General features: G+C 62.9%; 18 protein-coding genes and 1 tRNA gene. 18 read left to right on the forward strand and 1 reads right to left on the reverse strand.

Annotated elements, in window-relative coordinates:
• Positions 1-2 precede the first annotated feature (2 nt).
• The 11 genes from D1227_RS11770 (at position 3) to D1227_RS11820 (ending at position 13,181) form a co-directional block, all read left to right on the forward strand.
• Positions 3-1,202 carry an acyl-CoA dehydrogenase family protein gene (locus D1227_RS11770; RefSeq protein ID WP_119404811.1) on the forward strand — a complete coding sequence of 400 codons (1,200 nt, stop codon included), beginning with the start codon at positions 3-5 and terminating at the stop codon, positions 1,200-1,202.
• Between the two features lie 111 nt (positions 1,203-1,313).
• Complete coding sequence (locus tag D1227_RS11775; protein ID WP_119404812.1) at positions 1,314-2,582, forward strand: TadE/TadG family type IV pilus assembly protein; 1,269 nt, start codon at positions 1,314-1,316, stop codon at positions 2,580-2,582.
• Between the two features lie 120 nt (positions 2,583-2,702).
• A complete protein-coding gene (locus tag D1227_RS11780) occupies positions 2,703-3,041 on the forward strand; it encodes a YMGG-like glycine zipper-containing protein (protein ID WP_119374914.1) in 339 nt (112 codons plus the stop codon).
• 218 nt (positions 3,042-3,259) lie between these two features.
• Complete coding sequence (locus tag D1227_RS11785) at positions 3,260-3,589, forward strand: hypothetical protein (protein WP_119374913.1); 330 nt, start codon at positions 3,260-3,262, stop codon at positions 3,587-3,589.
• 150 nt (positions 3,590-3,739) lie between these two features.
• Positions 3,740-7,018, forward strand: a complete 3,279-nt coding sequence (carB, locus tag D1227_RS11790; protein WP_119404813.1) for a carbamoyl-phosphate synthase large subunit — start codon at positions 3,740-3,742, stop codon at positions 7,016-7,018.
• A 69-nt stretch (positions 7,019-7,087) separates the two neighbouring features.
• Entirely contained in the window at positions 7,088-7,561 is a 474-nt protein-coding gene (gene greA, locus D1227_RS11795; protein ID WP_119374911.1) for a transcription elongation factor GreA, read from the forward strand.
• 140 nt (positions 7,562-7,701) lie between these two features.
• Complete coding sequence (locus D1227_RS11800; protein ID WP_233350165.1) at positions 7,702-8,820, forward strand: mitochondrial fission ELM1 family protein; 1,119 nt, start codon at positions 7,702-7,704, stop codon at positions 8,818-8,820.
• A gap of 79 nt (positions 8,821-8,899) precedes the next feature.
• Complete coding sequence (locus D1227_RS11805; RefSeq protein ID WP_119404815.1) at positions 8,900-9,823, forward strand: cation diffusion facilitator family transporter; 924 nt, start codon at positions 8,900-8,902, stop codon at positions 9,821-9,823.
• Positions 9,824-9,920: 97 nt separating this feature from the next.
• Positions 9,921-10,889: a thioredoxin-disulfide reductase gene (gene trxB, locus D1227_RS11810; RefSeq protein WP_119374908.1), complete on the forward strand. Its 969-nt coding sequence runs from the start codon at positions 9,921-9,923 to the stop codon at positions 10,887-10,889.
• Between the two features lie 59 nt (positions 10,890-10,948).
• Positions 10,949-12,112 carry a tetratricopeptide repeat protein gene (locus tag D1227_RS11815; protein WP_158586638.1) on the forward strand — a complete coding sequence of 388 codons (1,164 nt, stop codon included), beginning with the start codon at positions 10,949-10,951 and terminating at the stop codon, positions 12,110-12,112.
• Positions 12,113-12,194: 82 nt separating this feature from the next.
• Positions 12,195-13,181 (forward strand): tetratricopeptide repeat protein, encoded by a 987-nt coding sequence (locus D1227_RS11820; RefSeq protein ID WP_119455295.1) that lies wholly within the window; start codon positions 12,195-12,197, stop codon positions 13,179-13,181.
• A 9-nt stretch (positions 13,182-13,190) separates the two neighbouring features.
• On the opposite strand, the gene D1227_RS11825 is transcribed toward D1227_RS11820, so the two are convergent.
• Entirely contained in the window at positions 13,191-13,943 is a 753-nt protein-coding gene (locus D1227_RS11825; RefSeq protein WP_119374905.1) for a hypothetical protein, read from the reverse strand.
• Between the two features lie 64 nt (positions 13,944-14,007).
• On the opposite strand from D1227_RS11825, the gene D1227_RS11830 reads away from it, so the two are divergent.
• The 7 genes from D1227_RS11830 to D1227_RS11860 all read left to right on the forward strand — a co-directional run bounded on the left by D1227_RS11830 (position 14,008) and on the right by D1227_RS11860 (position 19,847).
• The gene (locus D1227_RS11830) at positions 14,008-15,120 is read left to right on the forward strand and encodes an NAD(P)/FAD-dependent oxidoreductase (protein WP_119404818.1); all 1,113 of its coding nucleotides are present in this window, start codon (positions 14,008-14,010) and stop codon (positions 15,118-15,120) included.
• A 90-nt stretch (positions 15,121-15,210) separates the two neighbouring features.
• A tRNA-Met gene (locus D1227_RS11835) sits at positions 15,211-15,287 on the forward strand.
• A 347-nt stretch (positions 15,288-15,634) separates the two neighbouring features.
• The gene (locus D1227_RS11840) at positions 15,635-15,931 is read left to right on the forward strand and encodes an STAS domain-containing protein (protein WP_119404819.1); all 297 of its coding nucleotides are present in this window, start codon (positions 15,635-15,637) and stop codon (positions 15,929-15,931) included.
• Positions 15,928-16,293, forward strand: coding sequence for a response regulator (locus D1227_RS11845; RefSeq protein WP_119374901.1), 366 nt, complete (start codon positions 15,928-15,930; stop codon positions 16,291-16,293). Before D1227_RS11840 ends, D1227_RS11845 begins: the two co-directional genes overlap by 4 nt.
• 22 nt (positions 16,294-16,315) lie before the next feature.
• On the forward strand, positions 16,316-18,487 hold the full coding sequence (locus D1227_RS11850; protein ID WP_119404820.1) for a chemotaxis protein CheA: 2,172 nt from the start codon (positions 16,316-16,318) through the stop codon (positions 18,485-18,487).
• A gap of 14 nt (positions 18,488-18,501) precedes the next feature.
• Positions 18,502-18,972 carry a chemotaxis protein CheW gene (locus D1227_RS11855; protein WP_119374899.1) on the forward strand — a complete coding sequence of 157 codons (471 nt, stop codon included), beginning with the start codon at positions 18,502-18,504 and terminating at the stop codon, positions 18,970-18,972.
• Positions 18,969-19,847, forward strand: coding sequence for a CheR family methyltransferase (locus D1227_RS11860; protein ID WP_119404821.1), 879 nt, complete (start codon positions 18,969-18,971; stop codon positions 19,845-19,847). The genes D1227_RS11855 and D1227_RS11860 overlap by 4 nt, the downstream gene beginning before the upstream one ends.
• The last annotated feature ends 145 nt before the right edge of the window (positions 19,848-19,992 follow it).

Genomic DNA, 19,992 nt, shown 5'->3' on the forward strand with positions numbered 1-19,992 from the left:
TCATGGACCTGAGCATTGACCCGAAACTCGAAGATTTCCGTGCAGATGTGCGCGCTTTCTTCGCGAATGATTTCCCGAAAGACATTCTTGCAAAGACGCGCAAGGGCGCCTCGCTGACGACGGAGGAGGTCCGCAAGTCCGAAAAGGCGCTCGGCGACAAGGGCTGGCTCGCCGCGGCCTGGCCGGTCGAACATGGCGGGCCGGGCTGGTCGCTTGAGGAACAGTACATTTTCGACGAGGAGCTGGAACGGGCCGGCGTGCCGACCGTGACCCCGATGGGCGTCATCTATGTCGGCCCGATCATCTACACCTTCGGCACGGACGAGCAGAAAGAGCGCTGGCTGCCCGGTATCCGCGAGGGGCGCGAAGGCTGGTGCCAGGGCTATTCGGAACCGGATTCCGGCTCAGACCTTGCCTCGCTGCAATTCTCCGCCGTGCGCGAGGGCGACGAATACATCCTCAATGGCACCAAGATATGGACCTCGGCGGCCCAGCATGCCGACTGGATTTTCTGCCTCGCCCGGACCGACAATTCCGGAAAAAAGCAGGAAGGCATCAGCTTCATCATTGCGGAGATGAACCGGCCCGGCATCACTGTGACGCCGATCATCACCATCGACGGAAAGCACGCCCTCAACCAGGTCCATTTCGACAATGTCCGCGTGCCGGCCGACTATCTCATCGGCGAGGAAGGCAAGGGCTGGACCTACAGCCAGTACCTGCTCGGCCATGAGCGCACCTCCTATGCCCGCATTGGCGGCAAGCGAAAGCAGCTGCGCCACCTGCGCGAGATTGCGAGCCACGTCCCGACCGGTGGCAATCGCCGGCTGATCGACGAACCGGACTTTGCCCGCAAGCTCAGCGATGCGGACCTCGCGGTTGATGCACTTGAAATGACGGTGCTTCGGGTCCTGTCCGCCGTGAAGGATGGCGGTGCACCGGGAAAGGAAGCCTCAATCGTTAAAGTATTGGCGACCTCGGCCGCGCAGCAGATCACGACTCTGTACCTCGATGCCGCTGGCCTCAATGGCAACCGGCAATTTGACGATTCCGTGACACCTGACTGGCTTTCGAGGGATGCCTCTGCAAACTTCGCCGCGCCTGGCGTGTCCCTGTATTACGGGACAAGAGCACAGTCTATTTACGGCGGAACCAATGAAATTCAGAGAAACATCATCGCGAAAAGAGTACTCGGGCTCTGAATTCCTGAGCGCACAATAGAACAGCTACTTTTTCTACTTATAGCTCTTAACGAAATTAAGCTTTTCGCAATCAACGCGTCGTAATTCCCTAATACCGATAGGGAATCCGTGATGTGGCGATGGCATAGACACATTCGTATTCTGCTCAGAAAGAACGAAGCGGGCAGCGCTGCGCCGATATTCGGCCTGTGCCTGATGTCTATCATGGCGGTTGTCGGCGCGACGATTGCGTTGGGCATGGATACGCGGGCCGGACAGCAGCTCCAGGTCACCGCCGATGCTTCTGCTCTGGGCGGGGCGACGGTCTTCCTGAACCACACCTCGCCCAAAGCCCAGGACCGCCTGATGGCCGCGCGGGAAGAAGCTGAGCGCCTGGCCACGAACAATTCCAATTACGAGCTGCGCGATCTCGCTGTCGACGCCGTGACGGAAGACGCATACGGGCAGCATACGCGCCTGGCTGTCGAGCTTGAATTCAAGCCCGTGAACTATTTCGCCAAGTTTGCCGGTGCGAGTGCGTCCGCGCCGATGCGCCGGCTGGCCGTCGCTGAAGCCACCTGGGGTTTTCCGCTTTGCGTGCTGACGCTGGACCCCACCCATGTCGCCTTGCGCGTCATGGATAATAGCCGGCTGGTCGCAGAGAACTGTATCGTCTGGTCAAATTCCACGAACGCACGGTCCATGCGGTTCGTGGGCGGCTCGTCCCAAGCCCGGGCTTTCTGTACTGCAGGCGGAGCCGACCGCTGGATCGGAGCCCGTGTTACGCCCGAACCGGAAACCGAGTGCGAGCCGTTGCCCGATCCGCTGGCAGATCTTGAACTCCCGGTGACAGGCCTGTGCGATTCCGTTTCAGTCGACATTGTCCGGATCGGCTCCACCCGGCTGTCTCCCGGCATCTATTGCGGCGGCCTTGCCATTCGCGCGCGGAACGTCACTCTGGAGCCGGGAACCTATTACATCCGCGATGGCGGATTGAAGATCGACGCCAGGGGGACGGTTGTTGCGGAGGGCGTAACCTTCGTTTTCCAGGGCCTGACGAGCCATATCGACATCAAGGGCGGCTCCGAGCTGTCGATCGTCGCCCCGGCAGACGGTGAATTGGCCGGCATGGCCTTTGTCCAGATGGGAGACGTCGACCGGCTGCAGCGGAAGATGCGCATTCGCGGCCAGTTGAACGTCGAAGGCGTGATCTACATGCCCGGCTATGACATCGAAGTCATGCAGGGCGGCAGTGGACGCACCAAATCGCCCTATCTGCAGATCGTCGCCAATTCGCTCGAAGTTTCAAATGGCGGCAAGCTGGCCATCGAATTCGACATGAGCCAGACAGACCTGCCCCTTGTGATCGAGCCGCGCCGGGAGGCCCGGCTGGTCCAATAGCCGCCAGGCTCAGCCGGCCATACCCTGCCGCTAAATCGTCACACAATCTGCACAGGACAATCCGGAACCCCCTTCGATACGTGGCGTTGGTCTGCCGCAATAACGAAAGGGAGTTGTCCCATGAATATCTGGATCAAGACCACAGCCGTGACCGCCACAGCCCTTGCCATGGCGGCCTGTACCCAATCCGGCTATACCGAGCGCAATGCCGCTGCGGGCGCTGCTGCTGGCGCTGTGGCCGGTGCCGTGATTGGCAACAATACTGGCGATGGCGATGCCGCTGAAGGCGCGGCTATCGGTGCTGCGGTCGGCGGTGCGGCCGGCGCGGCCAAAGGCTGTACGGAAGCCGCCGATTGCGACACGCCCGGCGTGAAGGACCAGCCCGACGAAAAGGACAGTGACGGCGACGGTTATGTCGACGCCTATGACGACTATCCGTACGACCCGAACCGCTGGTAGCCGAAGCCGCAGGAATGCCTGCCCCGTCCCCCCATCCGAAGGGCAGGTCCAGCCCCCGCATCCACGTCCCCGGATGTGGGGGCACTGCGTTCTGAGGGCCCGGCAAGCGCAATTGGCACGCAGCCTGCTTGACCGGACACATTAACTCTTGGTTAGCTATCAAAATGGAAGCTCCCGTCAGGGTCTGTTTCCCTTCAGATCAGAAAAGGTCCTGGCCCATGTCTCGCATCTTCCTTGCCGGCATCGTCTTGTCTCCGCTCATCCTCGGCGCTTGCGGCGCCAAGATTTCCGCCAAGCGCGCAGCGCTGACGGCCTGTGAAGCCGCAGTCGAGAAAGCCGCCGACGTGCTGCCGGACGGGCTTGTCGCGAATGTGATGGGCATAGAGGCCGGGCAGAGCGGAACCGCTGTTTCCTGCGCCGTGAAAGCCGAGCGCGCGCACCTGATGGTCGATGCCACCGTGACCTGCTCGGGCGATACCAGTGACCTCCTGCAGTGTACCGCCATCGACGCAGTACAGACCATGGACGGCCAGCTACTCTATCCCTGAGACCGTCTCCGGGACGGCGCCACATCTCACTTCGGTGAAATGAATCCGCAGTCCGGTGCAGTTTTGCCGTCGACTGACCTTGCCCACCCTATCGACTCCCCGCTATAGCGCACCCGTTTGACCGGCGGTCTGCGATAGCGAGGAGAAACGATGCCCAAACGCACCGATTTGAAATCAATCCTCGTCATTGGAGCCGGCCCCATCATTATCGGCCAGGCCTGCGAGTTCGACTATTCCGGTGTCCAGGCGATCAAGGCGCTGAAATCGGAAGGTTACCGGGTCATCCTGGTGAACTCGAACCCGGCGACCATCATGACCGACCCGGACCTGGCGGACGCGACCTATGTCGAGCCGATCACGCCCTTCTATGTCGAGAAGATCATCGCCGCCGAGAAGCCGGACGCCATCCTGCCGACCATGGGCGGGCAGACCGCGCTCAACTGCGCGCTCGACCTCTACAAGGACGGCACGCTGGACAAGTACGGCGTCGAACTGATCGGCGCGCGCGCCGATGCCATCGAGAAGGCAGAAGACCGCCGCCTCTTCCGCGAGGCCATGGACCGGATCGGCCTTGAAAATCCGCGCGCGGCGATTGTTGCCGCCCCCGAGATCCGCAACGATGCGGGCAAGATCATCGGCTATGACCGGATCGGCGGGCTGAAGGCTGCGATGGACGTCCTTGAGGAAGTCGGCCTGCCCGCCATTATTCGCCCGGCCTACACGCTCGGCGGCACAGGCGGCGGCGTGGCCTATAATGTCGAGGAATATGAAGAGATCGTGCGCTCCGGCCTTGCCGCCTCGCCGGTCGGACAGGTCCTCGTCGATGAGAGCCTGCTTGGCTGGAAGGAATTCGAGATGGAGGTCGTCCGCGACAAGGCGGACAACGCGATCATCATCTGCGCGATCGAGAATATCGACCCGATGGGCGTGCACACCGGCGACTCGATCACCGTCGCCCCGGCGCTGACGCTGACCGACAAGGAATACCAGATCATGCGCAACGCCTCGATTGCGGTGCTGCGCGAGATCGGGGTGGAGACGGGTGGATCGAACGTGCAGTTCGCCGTCAATCCGGACAATGGCCGCCTCGTCGTCATCGAGATGAACCCGCGCGTATCGCGCTCCTCGGCGCTGGCCTCGAAAGCCACCGGCTTCCCGATTGCCAAGGTCGCCGCCAAGCTCGCCGTCGGCTATACGCTGGACGAGCTGGACAATGACATTACCGGCGTGACGCCCGCCAGCTTCGAGCCGACCATCGACTATGTCGTCACCAAGATCCCGCGCTTCGCCTTCGAGAAGTATCGCGGCGCCGAGCCGCTGCTGACCACGGCGATGAAATCGGTCGGCGAGGCCATGGCCATCGGCCGGAACTTCCAGGAGAGCCTGCAGAAGGCGCTCTGTTCGCTCGAAACGGGCCTGACCGGCCTCAACGAGACCGAAGCCGATACAGAAGAAGCGCTGCGCTCAGAGCTCGCCCGCCCGACGCCGGATCGCCTGCGCCATGTCGCCCAGGCCTTCCGCAAGGGCTTCAGCGTCGAGGACATCTACCGCATCACCGGGATCGACCGCTGGTTCCTGCGCCAGATTGCAGCCATCGTCGAGACGGAAGAAGGCCTGCGCCGTGACGGCTTGCCGGACAACGCCCACGACATGACCTCGATCAAGGGCATGGGTTTCTCGGATGCACGCCTCGGCGAGCTGACCAGCCAGAGCGAGAAATCCGCCCGCATGCACCGCCACAAGCTCGGCGTGCGGCCGGTCTACAAGCGTATCGACACCTGCGCCGCCGAATTCGCGGCGAAGACCCCCTATCTCTATTCGACCTATGAGCACCCGCCCTATGGCCAGGCTCAGGCCGATGACGAGGCTGGCGTGTCTGACCGCAAGAAGGCGATCATCCTTGGCGGCGGGCCGAACCGCATCGGCCAGGGCATCGAGTTCGACTATTGCTGCTGCCATGCCGCCTTCGCCATGGACGAGGTCGGCATCGAGTCGATCATGGTGAACTGCAACCCGGAAACCGTCTCGACCGACTATGACACATCTGACCGGCTCTATTTCGAGCCGCTGACCGAAGAGCATGTCTCCGAGATCATCGCCAAGGAGCAGAGCGCGGGCGAATTGGCCGGCGTCATCGTCCAGTTCGGCGGCCAGACGCCGCTGAAGCTGGCCACGCCGCTGCATGAGGCAGGCGTCCCGATCCTCGGCACCAGCCCGACCAGCATCGACCTCGCCGAAGACCGTGAGCGCTTCGCCGCTGTGCTCGACCGTCTCGGCATCCAGCAGGCCCCGTCGGCCACGGCCCGCTCGGAGGAGGAAGCCCTCGAAAAGGCGCGCCAGCTCGGCTATCCGATCATGCTGCGCCCGAGCTTCGTCCTCGGCGGCCGCGCCATGGAAATCTGCCGCGACGACGCCGATGTGAAAGCCTTCGCCAAGGAGGCCATGAAGGTCTCAGGCGACCAGTCGCTCTTCCTCGACCGTTACCTGTCAGACGCGATCGAAGTCGATATCGACGCGCTCTGCGATGAGACGAATGTCCATGTTGCCGGCATCATGGAGCATATCGAGGAGGCCGGCGTTCATTCGGGCGACTCCGCCTGCGCCCTGCCGCCCTACACGCTGTCGGAAAGCATCAAGACGCGCCTTCGCGAGTCTGCCTCCGCGCTGGCGAAAGAGCTGAAAGTGCGCGGCCTGATCAACATCCAGTTTGCTGTGAAGGGCGAGGAGATCTTCGTCCTTGAAGCCAATCCGCGCGCCTCGCGTACAGTGCCGTTCGTCGCCAAGGCCGTCGGCGCACCAATTGCCAAGATTGCAGCCAAGGTCATGGCGGGCGCGAGCCTTACGGATTTCGACCTGTCGAAAGCCAAGCCGCGCCGCGTCGCCGTCAAGGAAGCGGTCTTCCCGTTTGCCCGCTTCCCCGGCGTCGACCCTGTACTCGGCCCGGAAATGCGCTCGACCGGCGAGGTCATGGGCTGGGACGACGATTTCGGCGCCGCCTTCCTGAAGTCGCAGACAGCGGTCGACGTGCACCTGCCGGACACCGGCACGGTCTTCATCTCGGTCAAGGATAATGACAAGGCGCTGGTCACCGAAGCGGCCCGCGATCTCATCGATCTCGGCTTCAACATTGTCGCGACGAGCGGCACCGCAGCCTACCTTGAAAGTAAGGGGATCGCCGTCGAACGGGTCAACAAGGTCAATGAAGGCCAGCCGCACATTGTCGACCGGATGATCAATGGCGGTGTGCATCTCGTCTTCAATACGACCGAGGGTGTCCAGTCGCTCAAGGACTCCGCCTCGATCCGGCGAACCGCGCTTGTCCACAAGATCCCGTACTTCACGACCCTTGCGGCATCGCGGGCCTCGGTGCAGGCCATAAGGGCCCAACGGGACCGCGACCTCAGCGTCCGCCCCTTGCAGTCGGCCTGAACAGTCCCTACTTGACGCCTCTCCCGTTTGGTCAGAACCTACAAGTTTACAACGACGGTTATCCAGAACATGCAAAGAACACCCATGACCGCCGAAGGGCATGCGGCCCTCGACGCAGAATTGAAGCATTTGAAGTCAGTTGAGCGCCCGGCTGTGATCGCCGCAATCGCGGAAGCGCGCGAGCATGGCGACCTGTCCGAAAATGCCGAATACCATGCTGCCAAGGAAAAGCAGAGCTTCATCGAGGGCCGCGTGGCCGAACTCGAGGACAAGCTTGCGCGCGCAGAAGTCATCGACGTGACCAAGCTGAAGGGCGAGAAGATCGTCTTCGGCGCAACCGTCACGTTGATCGACGTCGATACCGAGAAGGAATCGACCTATCGCATCGTTGGCGAGGATGAGGCCGATATCGCCAAGGGCAAGGTCTCGATCACGTCCCCGATTGCACGCGCCCTGATTGGCAAGACAGTCGGTGATGAAGCCGAAGTGGCCGCCCCCGGCGGCGCCCGCGTCTACGAGATTTCTGCCGTCGAATTCAAGTAGCCCGGAGTCTTCCGGACAACGTCATGACGCTGCCGGCCAACCGGCCGGACGGCGCGGCTGCGCGTCACTTACGGCTATGACGTGCAAGTTTCGAGAAAAGCTGGCAGACTCTCGTAGAACACGAATCGCGGGGAATGTCCGTGAACGAAAAGTCGAAGCAGAAAGCCAAGGCACCGATCGCGCCGCAGGTCGGCCCGTCGGTCTGGGCCGTATCTGATGGCCGGGCTGGCAATGCCGCCCAGGTCCGCTCCATCGTTCAGGCGCTGGCTGCGACCGGCCGATGGATGCGGATTGCCCACATCCAGGGCAAAGGCCATCGCGATACGCCGATCACACTGACACCGCGCGCCCCTTGGACATGGCTGCCCGGCCCGCGCTGGCCGCTGGAAAAGTTTGCCCTGCCCCCTGAGCAGCGCTCGGTGCTCTCGCCGCCCTGGCCAGACGTCTGGATCGCCGCCGGCCGGCGCAGCGCGCCCTTCACCGCGGCCGTCCGGGAGCTGTCGGGCGGCAAGACACTGACCGTCCAGGTGCTCGACCCGAAAAGTTCCCATGACGCCTTCGACCTGATCGTCGTGCCCGAGCATGACGAGCTGGACGGCCCGAATGTCATCCGCACCGTCGGAGCCCCCTCCTATTTCTCGCCCGACAATATCGAGGATGCCGGTCAGGCCTTTGCCGACCTCGCCGATGAGAATGGCCGCTCCTGCATTGTCATTCTCGGCGGCGACTCCAAGGCGCACACCTTTACAGACGCCATTGCCGACAAGCTTGGCGAGGACCTGACGCGCCTGTCGGGGCTCGGCTGGCGGCTGCGTATCACGACGTCGCGGCGCACGCCGGTGCCGATTGTCGCCAAGATGCGGGCGCTGGCCGACCGCATCGGCGCACGGTTCTGGTCCGGCCCCGAAGATGGCCCGAACCCCTATCTCGCCTGGCTGCTATACTCCGATGCCGCGATCGTCACCGAAGACAGCGCCAATATGCTGTCTGACGCGGCCTGGCACGGCCTGCCGATCCATATTGCCAGGCTGGAAGGCTCCAGCCCGAAATTCGACCGTTTTCACGAAAGCCTCATCCGGCGAGGCTGCGCCCGCTGGTTCGAGGGTTTCCTCGAGGGCTGGTCCTATGAGCCACTGCGCGAAGCCGACCGGGTTGCCGAGGAGATCGTCAAGCAGCTGCTGGCGCGCCATCCCCAGCCAAAGCTCAAGACGCTGGACGATTCCGGCGACAAGGTCGTCCTGCCAGACTGGATGCAATGAAACGGAATAACATATCTAAACTGTTGTTTTTTCTGTATTTTTATTGACTTTTGGCGTCTGGCGCAGCATCTGGGGCAGCATGGCACACGACCATTCTCATGCGCATGGGCACGACGGGCACGGTCACGCCCACCATCATCATGCCCCGTCCGTCGATACGGCCGACGCCCGCAAGCGGGTAGCGTTCGCCGCCCTGCTGACCTTCCTGTTCATGATCGCCGAAGTGGTCGGCGGCGTCATTTCCGGCTCGCTCGCGCTCCTGGCAGATGCCGCGCACATGCTGACCGACGCCGGCTCGCTGGCGCTTGCCTGGCTCGGCTTCAAGCTGGCCGAGCGCCCGGCGGACGACCAGCGCAGCTTCGGCTGGGCGCGCTTCAAGATACTCGCCGCTTTCGTCAACGGCATGGCGCTGCTGGTGCTGGCCGCGTGGATCGTGGTCGAGGCCATCCAGCGCCTGATCACGCCGGAGCCTGTCATGGGCAATGTCCTGATGGGCGTCGCGGTGGCTGGCCTGCTGGTCAACATCATTGCCTTCTTCCTGCTGCATGGTGGCGACCAGGAAGACCTCAACCTGCAGGGCGCGCTCTGGCATGTCGCCGGTGACCTGCTTGGCTCTGTGGCAGCGATTGCGGCGGCGGTTGTGATCATGACCACCGGCTGGATGCCCATCGACCCGCTGCTCTCCATCCTCGTGGCGGCGCTCATCGTGATAGGCGGCGTGCGGATCACCCTGCAGTCGGCCCATATCCTGATTGAAGGCGTGCCGTCGGGGCTGGAACCGGCCGATATCAAGGCCGACCTCGAAGCCCATCTCGACGGGGCGCTCAGCGTCGACCATATCCACGCCTGGGCGCTGACCGAACAGAAGCCGCTCGTGACGCTGGATGTCACCGCCCGCGACGGCGCCTGCCTCGATGCGCTTCGCCAGGCGGTGAAGGACAGGCTGGCTGAGAAGTTCAACGTCACGCACTCCACCGTGGAAGTGCGCAAGCCTGTGCAATAGCCCGGTTTCACGGCCAGTTGAGCAGGTATGGGGTTTAATCTTTGCGCCAGAATCCCCATACCATCAGGCCGACAAGACAAGCATACCGGAGCGGGCGATGAGCGAGACGATCCATTCTGAAATCCTGATTATCGGGTCTGGCCCGGCCGGCTGGACGGCGGCGATCTATGCCGCGCGCGCCCTGCGCGACACCCGCGTCGTCTGTGGCCTGCAACCCGGCGGCCAGCTCACCATCACGACCGAGGTCGAGAACTATCCCGGCTTTGCCGAGATCCAGGGGCCGGAGCTGATGGAGAAGATGCGCGACCATGCCGAGAAGATGGGCGCGAAAGTCACCGAGGATCATATCGCTGAAGTCAATTTCGAGAGCCGCCCCTTCAAGGCGATCGGCGAAAGCGGCACGGTCTACACGGCAGATGCGGTGGTCATCGCAACCGGCGCGCAGGCCAAATGGCTCGGCCTGCCGAGCGAGGAGAAGTTCCAGGGCTTCGGCGTCTCGGCCTGCGCGACCTGCGACGGCTTCTTCTATCGCGGCAAGGAAGTGCTCGTCGTCGGCGGCGGCAATACGGCCGTGGAAGAAGCGCTGTTCCTCACCAATTTCGCCTCCAAGGTCACCGTCGTGCACCGGCGTGACAGCTTCCGGGCGGAGAAGATCCTGCAGGACCGCCTGTTCAAGCATCCAAAGGTCGAGATTCTCTGGGACACGGTGCTTGAGGAAGTCATCGGCGATGAGAATCCGCTCGGCGTGACCGCAGCGAAACTGAAAAACGTCAAGACCGGCGAAGAAGTCACCCGCGACGTCCACGGCGTCTTCATCGCCATCGGCCACGCGCCGCAGACCGAGCTCTTCAAGGGCAAGGTCGACATGAAGGCCAACGGCTACATCATCACCGAAGCTGGCACGACCAAGACCAATATTCCCGGCGTCTACGCGGCGGGTGACGTGACCGACGAGACCTACCGCCAGGCCGTGACGGCCGCCGGCATGGGCTGCATGGCCGCGCTGGAAGCTGAACACTGGCTGGAAGAGCAGAAGGCCATCGAGGGCGCCGTCGCCGCCGAATAGGCATAACGCCCTCGCTTGTCAGCTGGACAGGCCTCCCCGTGGCGGTAAGGATGGTGTCCATGGGGACGAACCGATCCATCTGGCGAGCCGCCGCGATGCTCGCCCTTTTCCCGGCTGTTCAAGCCCTCGCGGAGCCGCCGGAACTCGACGCTGCCATCGATGCCTATATCGAGGACGATTATAGCCAGATGGCGGTGATCGAGCGCTATGGCGCACAAGGCAATGCCGAGGCGCTCAGCGTGCTGGGACAGGCGGCCTTCTATGGCCTTGGCCGCCCGAAGGATACTGGCGAAGGACTTGCCCTGCTTCAGCAGGCTGCAGAGGCGGGTGACCGGTCAGCCGCAGTCCAGCTCGGCCGTATTTATGAGAATGGCACCGCGGGCACCGTCGACACGACCGAAGCGGCCCGGTGGTACGTGAAGGCTGCCAATGCAGGCGAATCATTTTCTTCACCCGCAGCCCTGAAGCGCCTGCCCCGCGCGGATGTGATCGCCGCTGGCGGCGGCGCTTACATCGATACAACGCCAACACCCCCGGTCTCCCAATCAGCCGCCAATGCGCCCGTCACCAGCAATGCAGGCGGCGGCCTCTATTCGATGAGCGAGGACGAGGTCGATGCGCTCTCCGATACACTGTTCGGCACGGGATCGACGAGCCCTCCTGCACCGGACACGCCTGCGCCTGCAGCCTCAGCACCACCGGCACCGCAGGCCCGAGCCGACACAGATCCTGACCCTTCCGAACTGGCAAATGCCTTGGCCGACATGATCTTCGGCACCGGCCCTGCATCCGTGCCTGAACCGCTGACGATGAATGACGGGACCCAGTTCCCGCTGCTGGCGGATACGTCGCTCAATGCGAGCGGAGATGCTGCGGCAAGCTGCGCGGTCGTCCTGACGCCCGTAATCGACGACCGAAGCGACGAGCTGCGCACCCTGATCGACCAAGCGAAATCGCAGACGGGCGTGGACCGGCAGGTCACGCTGAACCGTATGACCCTCGTGAAGTCGGATGTCGAACGCTTCCTGTCCACGAAGACCTTCGCGGTGGAGCTCCTGGGCAATCCGGAGCGCAATGGCGGTGTCTCCGGCGATGCGGTCGATCAGGCGGTCGCCCGACACCAGATCGCTTATGAAGGCGACACGCTGTCCGGCCCCTCAGCGGGGCTTTGCCGCGACCGGCTTGTCTTGCTGACGGCCCAGTTGTCGGTCCGGGGCGACTGAAAACATATCACTGCATCGCCATCCGGGCCGGCGCTGACACTTGCCGCTGGACGAGCCCCGCCTCCTCCTTAAAGTGCCCGTCATGATCCGGCTTTTCCTGGTAGCATTTCTGACCGGCACCATGACACTGGCGAGCGCCTCTGCGCAGTCGGAGGAATTGAATGCGGCGGTCGATGCCTATCTGAAGGAAGACTACAGCCATATCGATGTGATCGCCCGTTACGCCGAAGATGGTGAGCCGGAAGCCATTGCGATCCTCGGTCAGGCTTATCTCTACGGTTTCGGAATCGAAGCCGACCAGCTTCTTGGCATTGCCCTGCTCGAACAGGCCGCCAGCCTCGGCGAACGCTCCTCGACCGTGCACCTTGGGCGCGTCTTCGAATTCGGCCTGGAAGGCATTCCCGCCAATCCGGAAACCGCGGCGAAATGGTATGTCGAGGCTGCGCGTGGCGGCGATACCCGCTCAGCCCCGGCCGCCCTGAAGCGCCTGCCACGCGACATCGTGATCGCCGCAGGCGGCGCCGCCTGGGCCCGGGAGGCAGGTGCTGCGCGCCCGGTCTCCATCGAACCGCTTGAGGAAAAGGTTGTCGTCGTCCCGTCTCCGGCCAGCGCCCTGCTCGGCACATCCAGTCCGCCGCCGCCCTTGCGCATGAATGACGGCACGCCCTTTCCCATCTTTGCCGACACGAAGCTCAGCGCCGCCGGCGATGCGGCGGCCAGCTGTTTCGTTGTGCTGAAACCGGAAATCGAGCGCCAGAAGCTCGCGCTTGAAGACCTCATGAAGCTGGATGGCTTCGGCGCCAGCGAGGCGGGCGGCAGCCGTCACAGCGAGCTTGCCGAAACCGATCGCAAGCTCGCGGCGATGCGGGACGCCCTGAAGGCCAGCGAAGCGGTGCTGGGTGATCCGAAGCGAAATGGCAATCTGACGGCGGAAGATGTCCGCCTCGCCCTCATCGTTCATTCCGAAGCGTTAGGCAGCCGCCCGCAGACTGGCCCGGCAGCATCCCTGTGCGCCGCGCGGCTGGTGCCCTTGATCGGCGAAAGCGCTGGCTGGACCGATGGCCGCTAAGGTCAGCCACTAGAGCAGCGCCGCTGCGGCCCGTTCAATATCCTTGCGTGAATGGTCTTTGACATAGAGCTGGAAGGATTGCGCGCGGGCCTGCATGATTCGCGTCAACGTATCGTCAGCCTCTCCGGAAACCGCGCGGTCGAGGCAGGTGGCGATCTCGTCTTCATACTTGCGGGCATTCAGCGCTGCGAGGGCACGGGCATACTGCCAGTGGAGCGCCGGGTCGGCCTCGCCGGTCTCGACGGCGCGGGTGTAGTGCTCACGCGCGCTCTGGACGCTGGCGCCCATGAAGGCCGCCCCAAGGCCGCCGCCGCGCCGGACGACCTCAATGTTCCAGACCGCCATGAAGCCCTGCGCATAGACATTGTCCGGATGGGCTTCGAGGACATCCTTCACCAGATCCCGTGAGGTGCCGCCATAACCGGAATCGAGCGCTTCGCGCGTCGACATCTTCCGCGCTTTCAGCGACAGCGTGATCGCCAGCTGCAGCCGGCCTTCGACATGCTCCGGATCGAGGCTGAGGGCCTTGCGTGCAAGCGCTTCTGCTTCGTCGAGTCTGCTATCGGTCGGTTTACCTTCGATAATGGCGTCGGCGAGAATGGCGCGGGCTGCGCGGGCATAATTGTCGGCGCCGCCCTCAAGCTGGGCCATTTCGGCCGATTGCAGGAACTGTCCCGAGGCGAAGGCCCGTTCGATCGGATCTGCCGATGCAGGCGCGCCGGACAGCAGGAGAAGACTGATAAAGGCACCCAGCCATTTCATGGTAATCGAGTATAGCGCGAAATCGCGGCTCGCCCAATTGGGGAAACTTGCCTAGTTGAAGAGTATGGAGCGACTCGAAGCAGACCTTGTGATCATCGGCGCCGGCGTCATCGGCCTTGCGGCCGGGCGGGCGGCCGCCATGAAAGGCCGGGATGTGATCATCCTGGAAGCCGAGGATGCGATTGCCACCCATACCTCCTCGCGCAATTCCGAAGTCATCCATGCCGGGCTCTACTATGCGACCGGCTCCCACAAGGCAGATTTCTGCGTGCGCGGACGGCGCGCCCTCTACGCCTATCTCGATGCGCATGGTGTCACCTACAAGAATTGCGGAAAGCTGGTCGTCGCCCATGCCGAGGAAGCCGGCGGCCTCGGCGCCATCATGGCGCGGGCCGAGGCGAACGGGGTTGAGAACCTGGAGCTCATTTCGGGCGATGCCGCACGCGAGATCGAACCGGCGCTCAGTCCGGACATCACAGCCGCGATCCGGTCGCCCGTCTCCGGCATCTTCGACAGCCATGGCTATTTCCTCGCCCTGCAGGGCGAGCTGGAGGATCATGGCGGCATGATCGCCTTCGGCACGCCGGTGCGCTCGGGCACCCTGCTCGAAGACGGGGTCGAGCTTGTCACTGGCGGCGAGACACCAACCGTTATCCGTGCCCGCACCGTGATCAACGCGGCCGGGCACAATGCCATTGCCATCGCCAAGTCTATTGAAGGGCCGCACACCGGCGCCCTGCCCGTGCCGCGTTTCGTCAAGGGCAGCTATTTCAGCGTGCTCGGCAAGACGCCCTTCTCGCGGCTCATTTATCCGATGCCCGACAGCGCCAGCCTCGGCCTGCACCTGACGGTCGACCTGTCTGGGCGCGGCCGGCTCGGCCCCGACGCCGAATGGCTGCCCGAAGGCGCTGGCCCGCCTTTCGATTACCAGGTGGACCCTGCCCGCGCCGCCCGCTTCTATGCCTCTGTCAGACGCTACTGGCCCGGCTTGCCGGACGGGGCCCTCGCCCCGGACTATGCCGGTGTACGCCCGAAAATCGTCGGCGAGGGTGAGCCGTCCGGCGACTTCACTTTCATCACTGTGGATACGCGCCTCATCAATCTCATCGGCATGGAGAGCCCGGGCCTGACCTCCTCCCTGGCGATTGCAGACCATGTGGCAGGCCTGCTGGAATAGGCGGTTGCCGAGGCGGGCGCGAATGTGTATTGAGCCCGCTTGCTGTACCGCGTGCAGGCATTGCGGGCAGGCACGGCCCACCACCGGTCCGGTTCGGTAGCTCAGCTGGTTAGAGCGCATGACTCATAATCATGAGGTCGGGAGTTCAAGTCTCCCCCGAACCACCATCCTTGCTTCAACCAGCACCCGGCGGACCTTCCAGGACATCACCTCAGAGAGCTGCGGTATTTAGGCCAGACCTGTTGCCGGCACCCTACTCGCCGCAGGCCTGGCCATCCTGCAGCAACCATTATGGTCCTGACATTACAGCTGCAAATTTCTGCAAGACGGCTATGCCGCGCAACCAATTCTTAAGGACGCGGCCATATCTGTCCCTGATGAATTAGTATCCACAGCGCGAAACCGGAATAGTCATCAGGCGACCCGGGGGGCATAAGGGAGCGGGGCAATCGAGCCTCGTGCGTTCGGCGATGATTGGTCACCAGCAATTCGCAGCCTGTGCGGAGGCGCAAAGATGAGCGCCCTGGACGGAGCTAACAGCATTACACTTCCGGACGATCTGTCAGGCGTCTTCTGTGAAGCCCTGAAAGCGGACCTGCTTGCCCGGCGCGGACAGCCGCTCGAGCTCGACGCGTCGAACGTCGTGCGCTGCGGCGGCCAGGCCGTACAGCTTCTAGTGTCTGCGAAACGCAGCTGGGCCAGTGACGGCCAGCCCTTCGCCATCGTCAACCCGGAGGCGGACTTCATTCGAATCGTCCAGCTCACCGGGCTGCAGGATGAGCTTTTTCCAGAGTCAGGAGCCGATACATGACATTGCGGATTCTCGCGGTCGACGATTCAAGAACGATGCGGGACATGGTGAAGGCCGCCCTGGCCAGCGCCGGTTTCGAAGTACACACCGCCGATGACGGCGTGCACGGTCTGGAAGTGCTCAATGAGTGCACGCCCGACGTCATTATCACCGATATCAACATGCCGCGCATGGATGGTTTCGGCTTCATCGAATCAGTGCGCTCGATCGACCAGTACAAGCAGGTCCCGATCCTCACGCTGACCACTGAAAGCGCCCCGGAACTCAAGCAGCGCGCCCGCGATGCCGGCGCAACCGGCTGGATCGTGAAACCGTTCGACCGCGACAAGCTCGTCAACGTCATCCGGCGCGTCGCCGCCTGACCCCGAAAGGACGCAGAACCGCATGGATCCGATGGACGAAATCAGGCAGACCTTCTTCCTTGAATGCGAAGACCTGCTCCAGGCCCTCATGGAAGGCCTCGCGGCCATCGAAGGCGGCGATGAAGACCCCGAAACCGTCAACGCCATTTTCCGCGCGGTTCACTCCATCAAGGGCGGCGCCGGTGCGTTCTCGCTGGATGAGCTCGTAAAATTCGCCCACACATTCGAGACGGTGCTCGACGAAGTGCGCGCGGACCGCATGGAGCTGACGCCTGCTCTGATGTCGGTCTTCTTCCGCTCGGCTGACCAGCTGTCGGACCTCGTCGAAGCCGCTTCGGTTGGCGATTCGGTCGATGCCGAACGCATGAACGCGATCATGCTCGAACTCGACGCGCTCATCGATTCCGACGGGTCCGATGCCGGCGAAGTGGAGTTCGAAGCCATTCCGCTCGATTTCTCCATGGATTTCGGCGACGTCGAGGATGACCTGCCCGCGCCTGGCGGCGATAGCTGGACGATCAGCTTCAAGCCGCATGCCACGATTTTCGAGCGCGGGAACGACCCCGTGCTCCTGCTGCGCGCCCTCGCAGAGCTGGGCGAGACCGAGGTGACCTGCAACACCGACGCCCTGCCCGACCTGGCGGACATCGACACCGCCCAATCCTGCCTGTCCTGGGACATCACGCTGAAGGGCGAGACCGTCAGCGAAGACGACATTCGTGAGATCTTCGAGTTCGTCGAAGGCGATTGCGACCTGACGATAAGTTTCGGTGCCGCCGCTGACGCGTTGCCAGAGATCGATCTTCCGCCGCTCGGCGCCCCTGATGAGGGCGAAGAAACCGGCTGGGAACTTGCCACGCCGTCACAAGATGCCGATGAACCGGCCGCCATCCCGGACCTGCCTGAGCTGCAGGAACCGGCTGCGGCAGAGGCCGCGCCAGCCGAAACCGAGAAATCTTCCGGCGCCTCGCCCGCCCGCGCTGAGTCATCGCGCGCCGGGCCGACAGCGACCGTCCGGGTCGAGCTGGACCGCGTTGACCGCCTGATCAACCTGATCGGTGAACTCGTCATCAACCAGTCCATGCTGGCCCAGGCCGTGTCCAATTCCGGTGTACCGCAGGATTCACCGCTGATGGATGGCCTCGATGAGTTCAAGCGCCTGACCCGCGCCATCCAGGAAGGCGTCATGGCGATCCGCGCCCAGCCGGTCAAACCACTGTTCCAGCGCATGTCACGCATTGTGCGCGAAGCGGCCGCCGCCACCGGCAAATCGGTCCGCCTGGTGACCGAGGGTGAAGGCACCGAGGTCGACAAGACCGTCATTGAGCGCCTCTCCGATCCGCTGACGCACATGATCCGCAACGCGGTCGACCATGGCCTCGAGCAGACGGCAGACCGTGCCGCCGCCGGCAAGAGCGAGGAAGGCACGGTTCACCTGACCGCGTCTCACCGCTCCGGACGCGTGATCATTGAAATCGCCGACGATGGCGCCGGCATCAACCGCACGCGCGTGCGCGAAATCGCCGTCGAAAAGGGGCTAATCGACCCTGATGCTGCCCTGAGCGAAGCGGAAATCGACAACCTCCTCTTCATGCCGGGCTTCTCGACTGCCAAGAATGTCTCGAACCTCTCGGGGCGCGGGGTCGGCATGGATGTCGTGAAGAAGGCCATCCAGTCGCTCGGCGGCCGGGTGACCCTGTCCTCGACGCCCGGCAAGGGCACGACCTTCACGATCAGCCTGCCGCTGACGCTTGCCATCCTTGATGGCATGCTGGTCCGCGTCGCCGACCAGACGAAGGTGGTGCCGCTGACCGATGTGGTGGAAACACTCAAGCTCAATCCTTCACAGGTTCACGGCCTGTCGAATGCCGACCGGGGCATCATGGTCCGCGGCGAATTCGTTCCACTGGTCGATGTTGCCTGCGAACTGGGTTACCGTCCGCCGCTGGACAAGCTCTCGCACCACGTCGTCGTGCTCACGGAAACCGAAGGCGGTTCACGGACCGCCTTTATCGTCGACCAGATCCTTGATCAGCGCCAGGTTGTCATCAAGGGCCTCGAAGAAAACTATCACTCGGTCCCGGGCATCGCCGCCGCGACCATTCTGGGTAATGGCGAAATCGCACTCATTCTGGATGTTGCCGCCCTGGCAACAGGCCGCAACCGGCTCTCAGACGTCATTCGGGCCGCATAGATCGGAGTATGCAAATGGCTGAACAGCAAAACCAGCGTCGTGAACACGAAGACAAGTTCATCTCCTTCTGGGTCGGCGAACAGGAATTCTGCGTCGACATCATGTCCGTGAAGGAAATTCGCGGCTGGACCGAACCGACGCGCATCCCGCGCGCCCCGGACCATATCTGCGGCGTGATCAATCTGCGCGGTGCCATCCTGCCGATCATCGATTTCGCCGCCCGCGTCGGCATGCCCGTGCGCGAGCCGGACGCGTCGACCGTGATCGTCGTGACCCAGAACGCCGATCAGCTGGTCGGCATGAAGGTCGATGCCGTTTCTGACATCCTGTCCCTGAGCACCGAGAGCATGCAGCCGATCCCGGACATCGCCTCGGAATCCGCCAAGGAGTTCTTCAAGGGCGTCGTCACGCGCGAAGAAGGCATGATCCGGATCGTCGACCTGTCGCGCATCGCGCACGTTGAACCGGAAAACCTTGCCGCATGAGCGCTAGCGTAGCGAACGCCGATCCGTCTGTTTCCGCCACCCGGATCGAAGGGCTGGGCGACAGCGAGTTCACCCGCATCGCCGACTCGATCAAGACAGAGGCTGGCATCTGCCTGCCGGAGAGCAAGCGAACGCTGGTCCACTCACGCGTGTCCAAGCGGCTTCGCGCGACCGGCATGACAAGCTTTCGCGAGTATTGCGACTTCCTCGACACCCCACAGGGCAAGGCAGAGCGGCTGGAACTCCTCTCGGCGCTGACGACCAATGTCACACGTTTCTTCCGCGAGCCACACCACTTCGAAATTCTCAAGACAGTGACGCTGCCACCCTTGGTCGAGAAGGCCCGCAAGGGTGGACGGGTGCGCATCTGGTCGGCTGGCTGCTCCAGCGGCGAAGAGCCCTACTCGATCGCCCTGACGCTGCTGTCGCTCCTGCCGGACGCTGGCAAGCTGGATGTCAAAATCCTGGCCACCGATATCGACAAGCATATCCTTCACCAAGGCCGTCAGGGCATCTACGATGCCGAAGACATCGAAATGATCCCGGCCGATATGCGACGAAACGCCTTCAGCGCGGCCCCTGATGGCGACGTGTCGAAATATGAAGTTGGCGCTCCGGTCAAACAGCTGGTCGCCTTCAAGCCGCTGAACCTGATCAGTCCGGCCTGGCCCGTCAAAGGCCCGTTCGACATCATTTTCTGCCGGAATACCACGATCTACTTCGATGCCCCGACGCAGCACGGTGTCTGGAACGGCTTCGAGCGTGTACTGGCCCCCGGCGGTTACTTGTTTATCGGACACTCCGAGCGCGTGAACGGTCCAGCTGCGGCAAGGTTTTCTACAGCTGGGCTTACAACCTACAGAAAAAATAGCTGAACCGCTGAGTGAAGCGGCAAATCTACACTGTCTGTTTTCCGCTATTCTCTCCCTCAGATAGATTACAGTTAGCGCAATACTTGTTTTACGTTTGCTTGCGTAAGGTCGGTAATCAAACGGCTTCTATACCTTTCGAACTGGAGAA

The organism is Henriciella mobilis (assembly GCF_003576315.1).
Taxonomy (GTDB): Bacteria; Pseudomonadota; Alphaproteobacteria; order Caulobacterales; family Hyphomonadaceae; genus Henriciella; species Henriciella mobilis.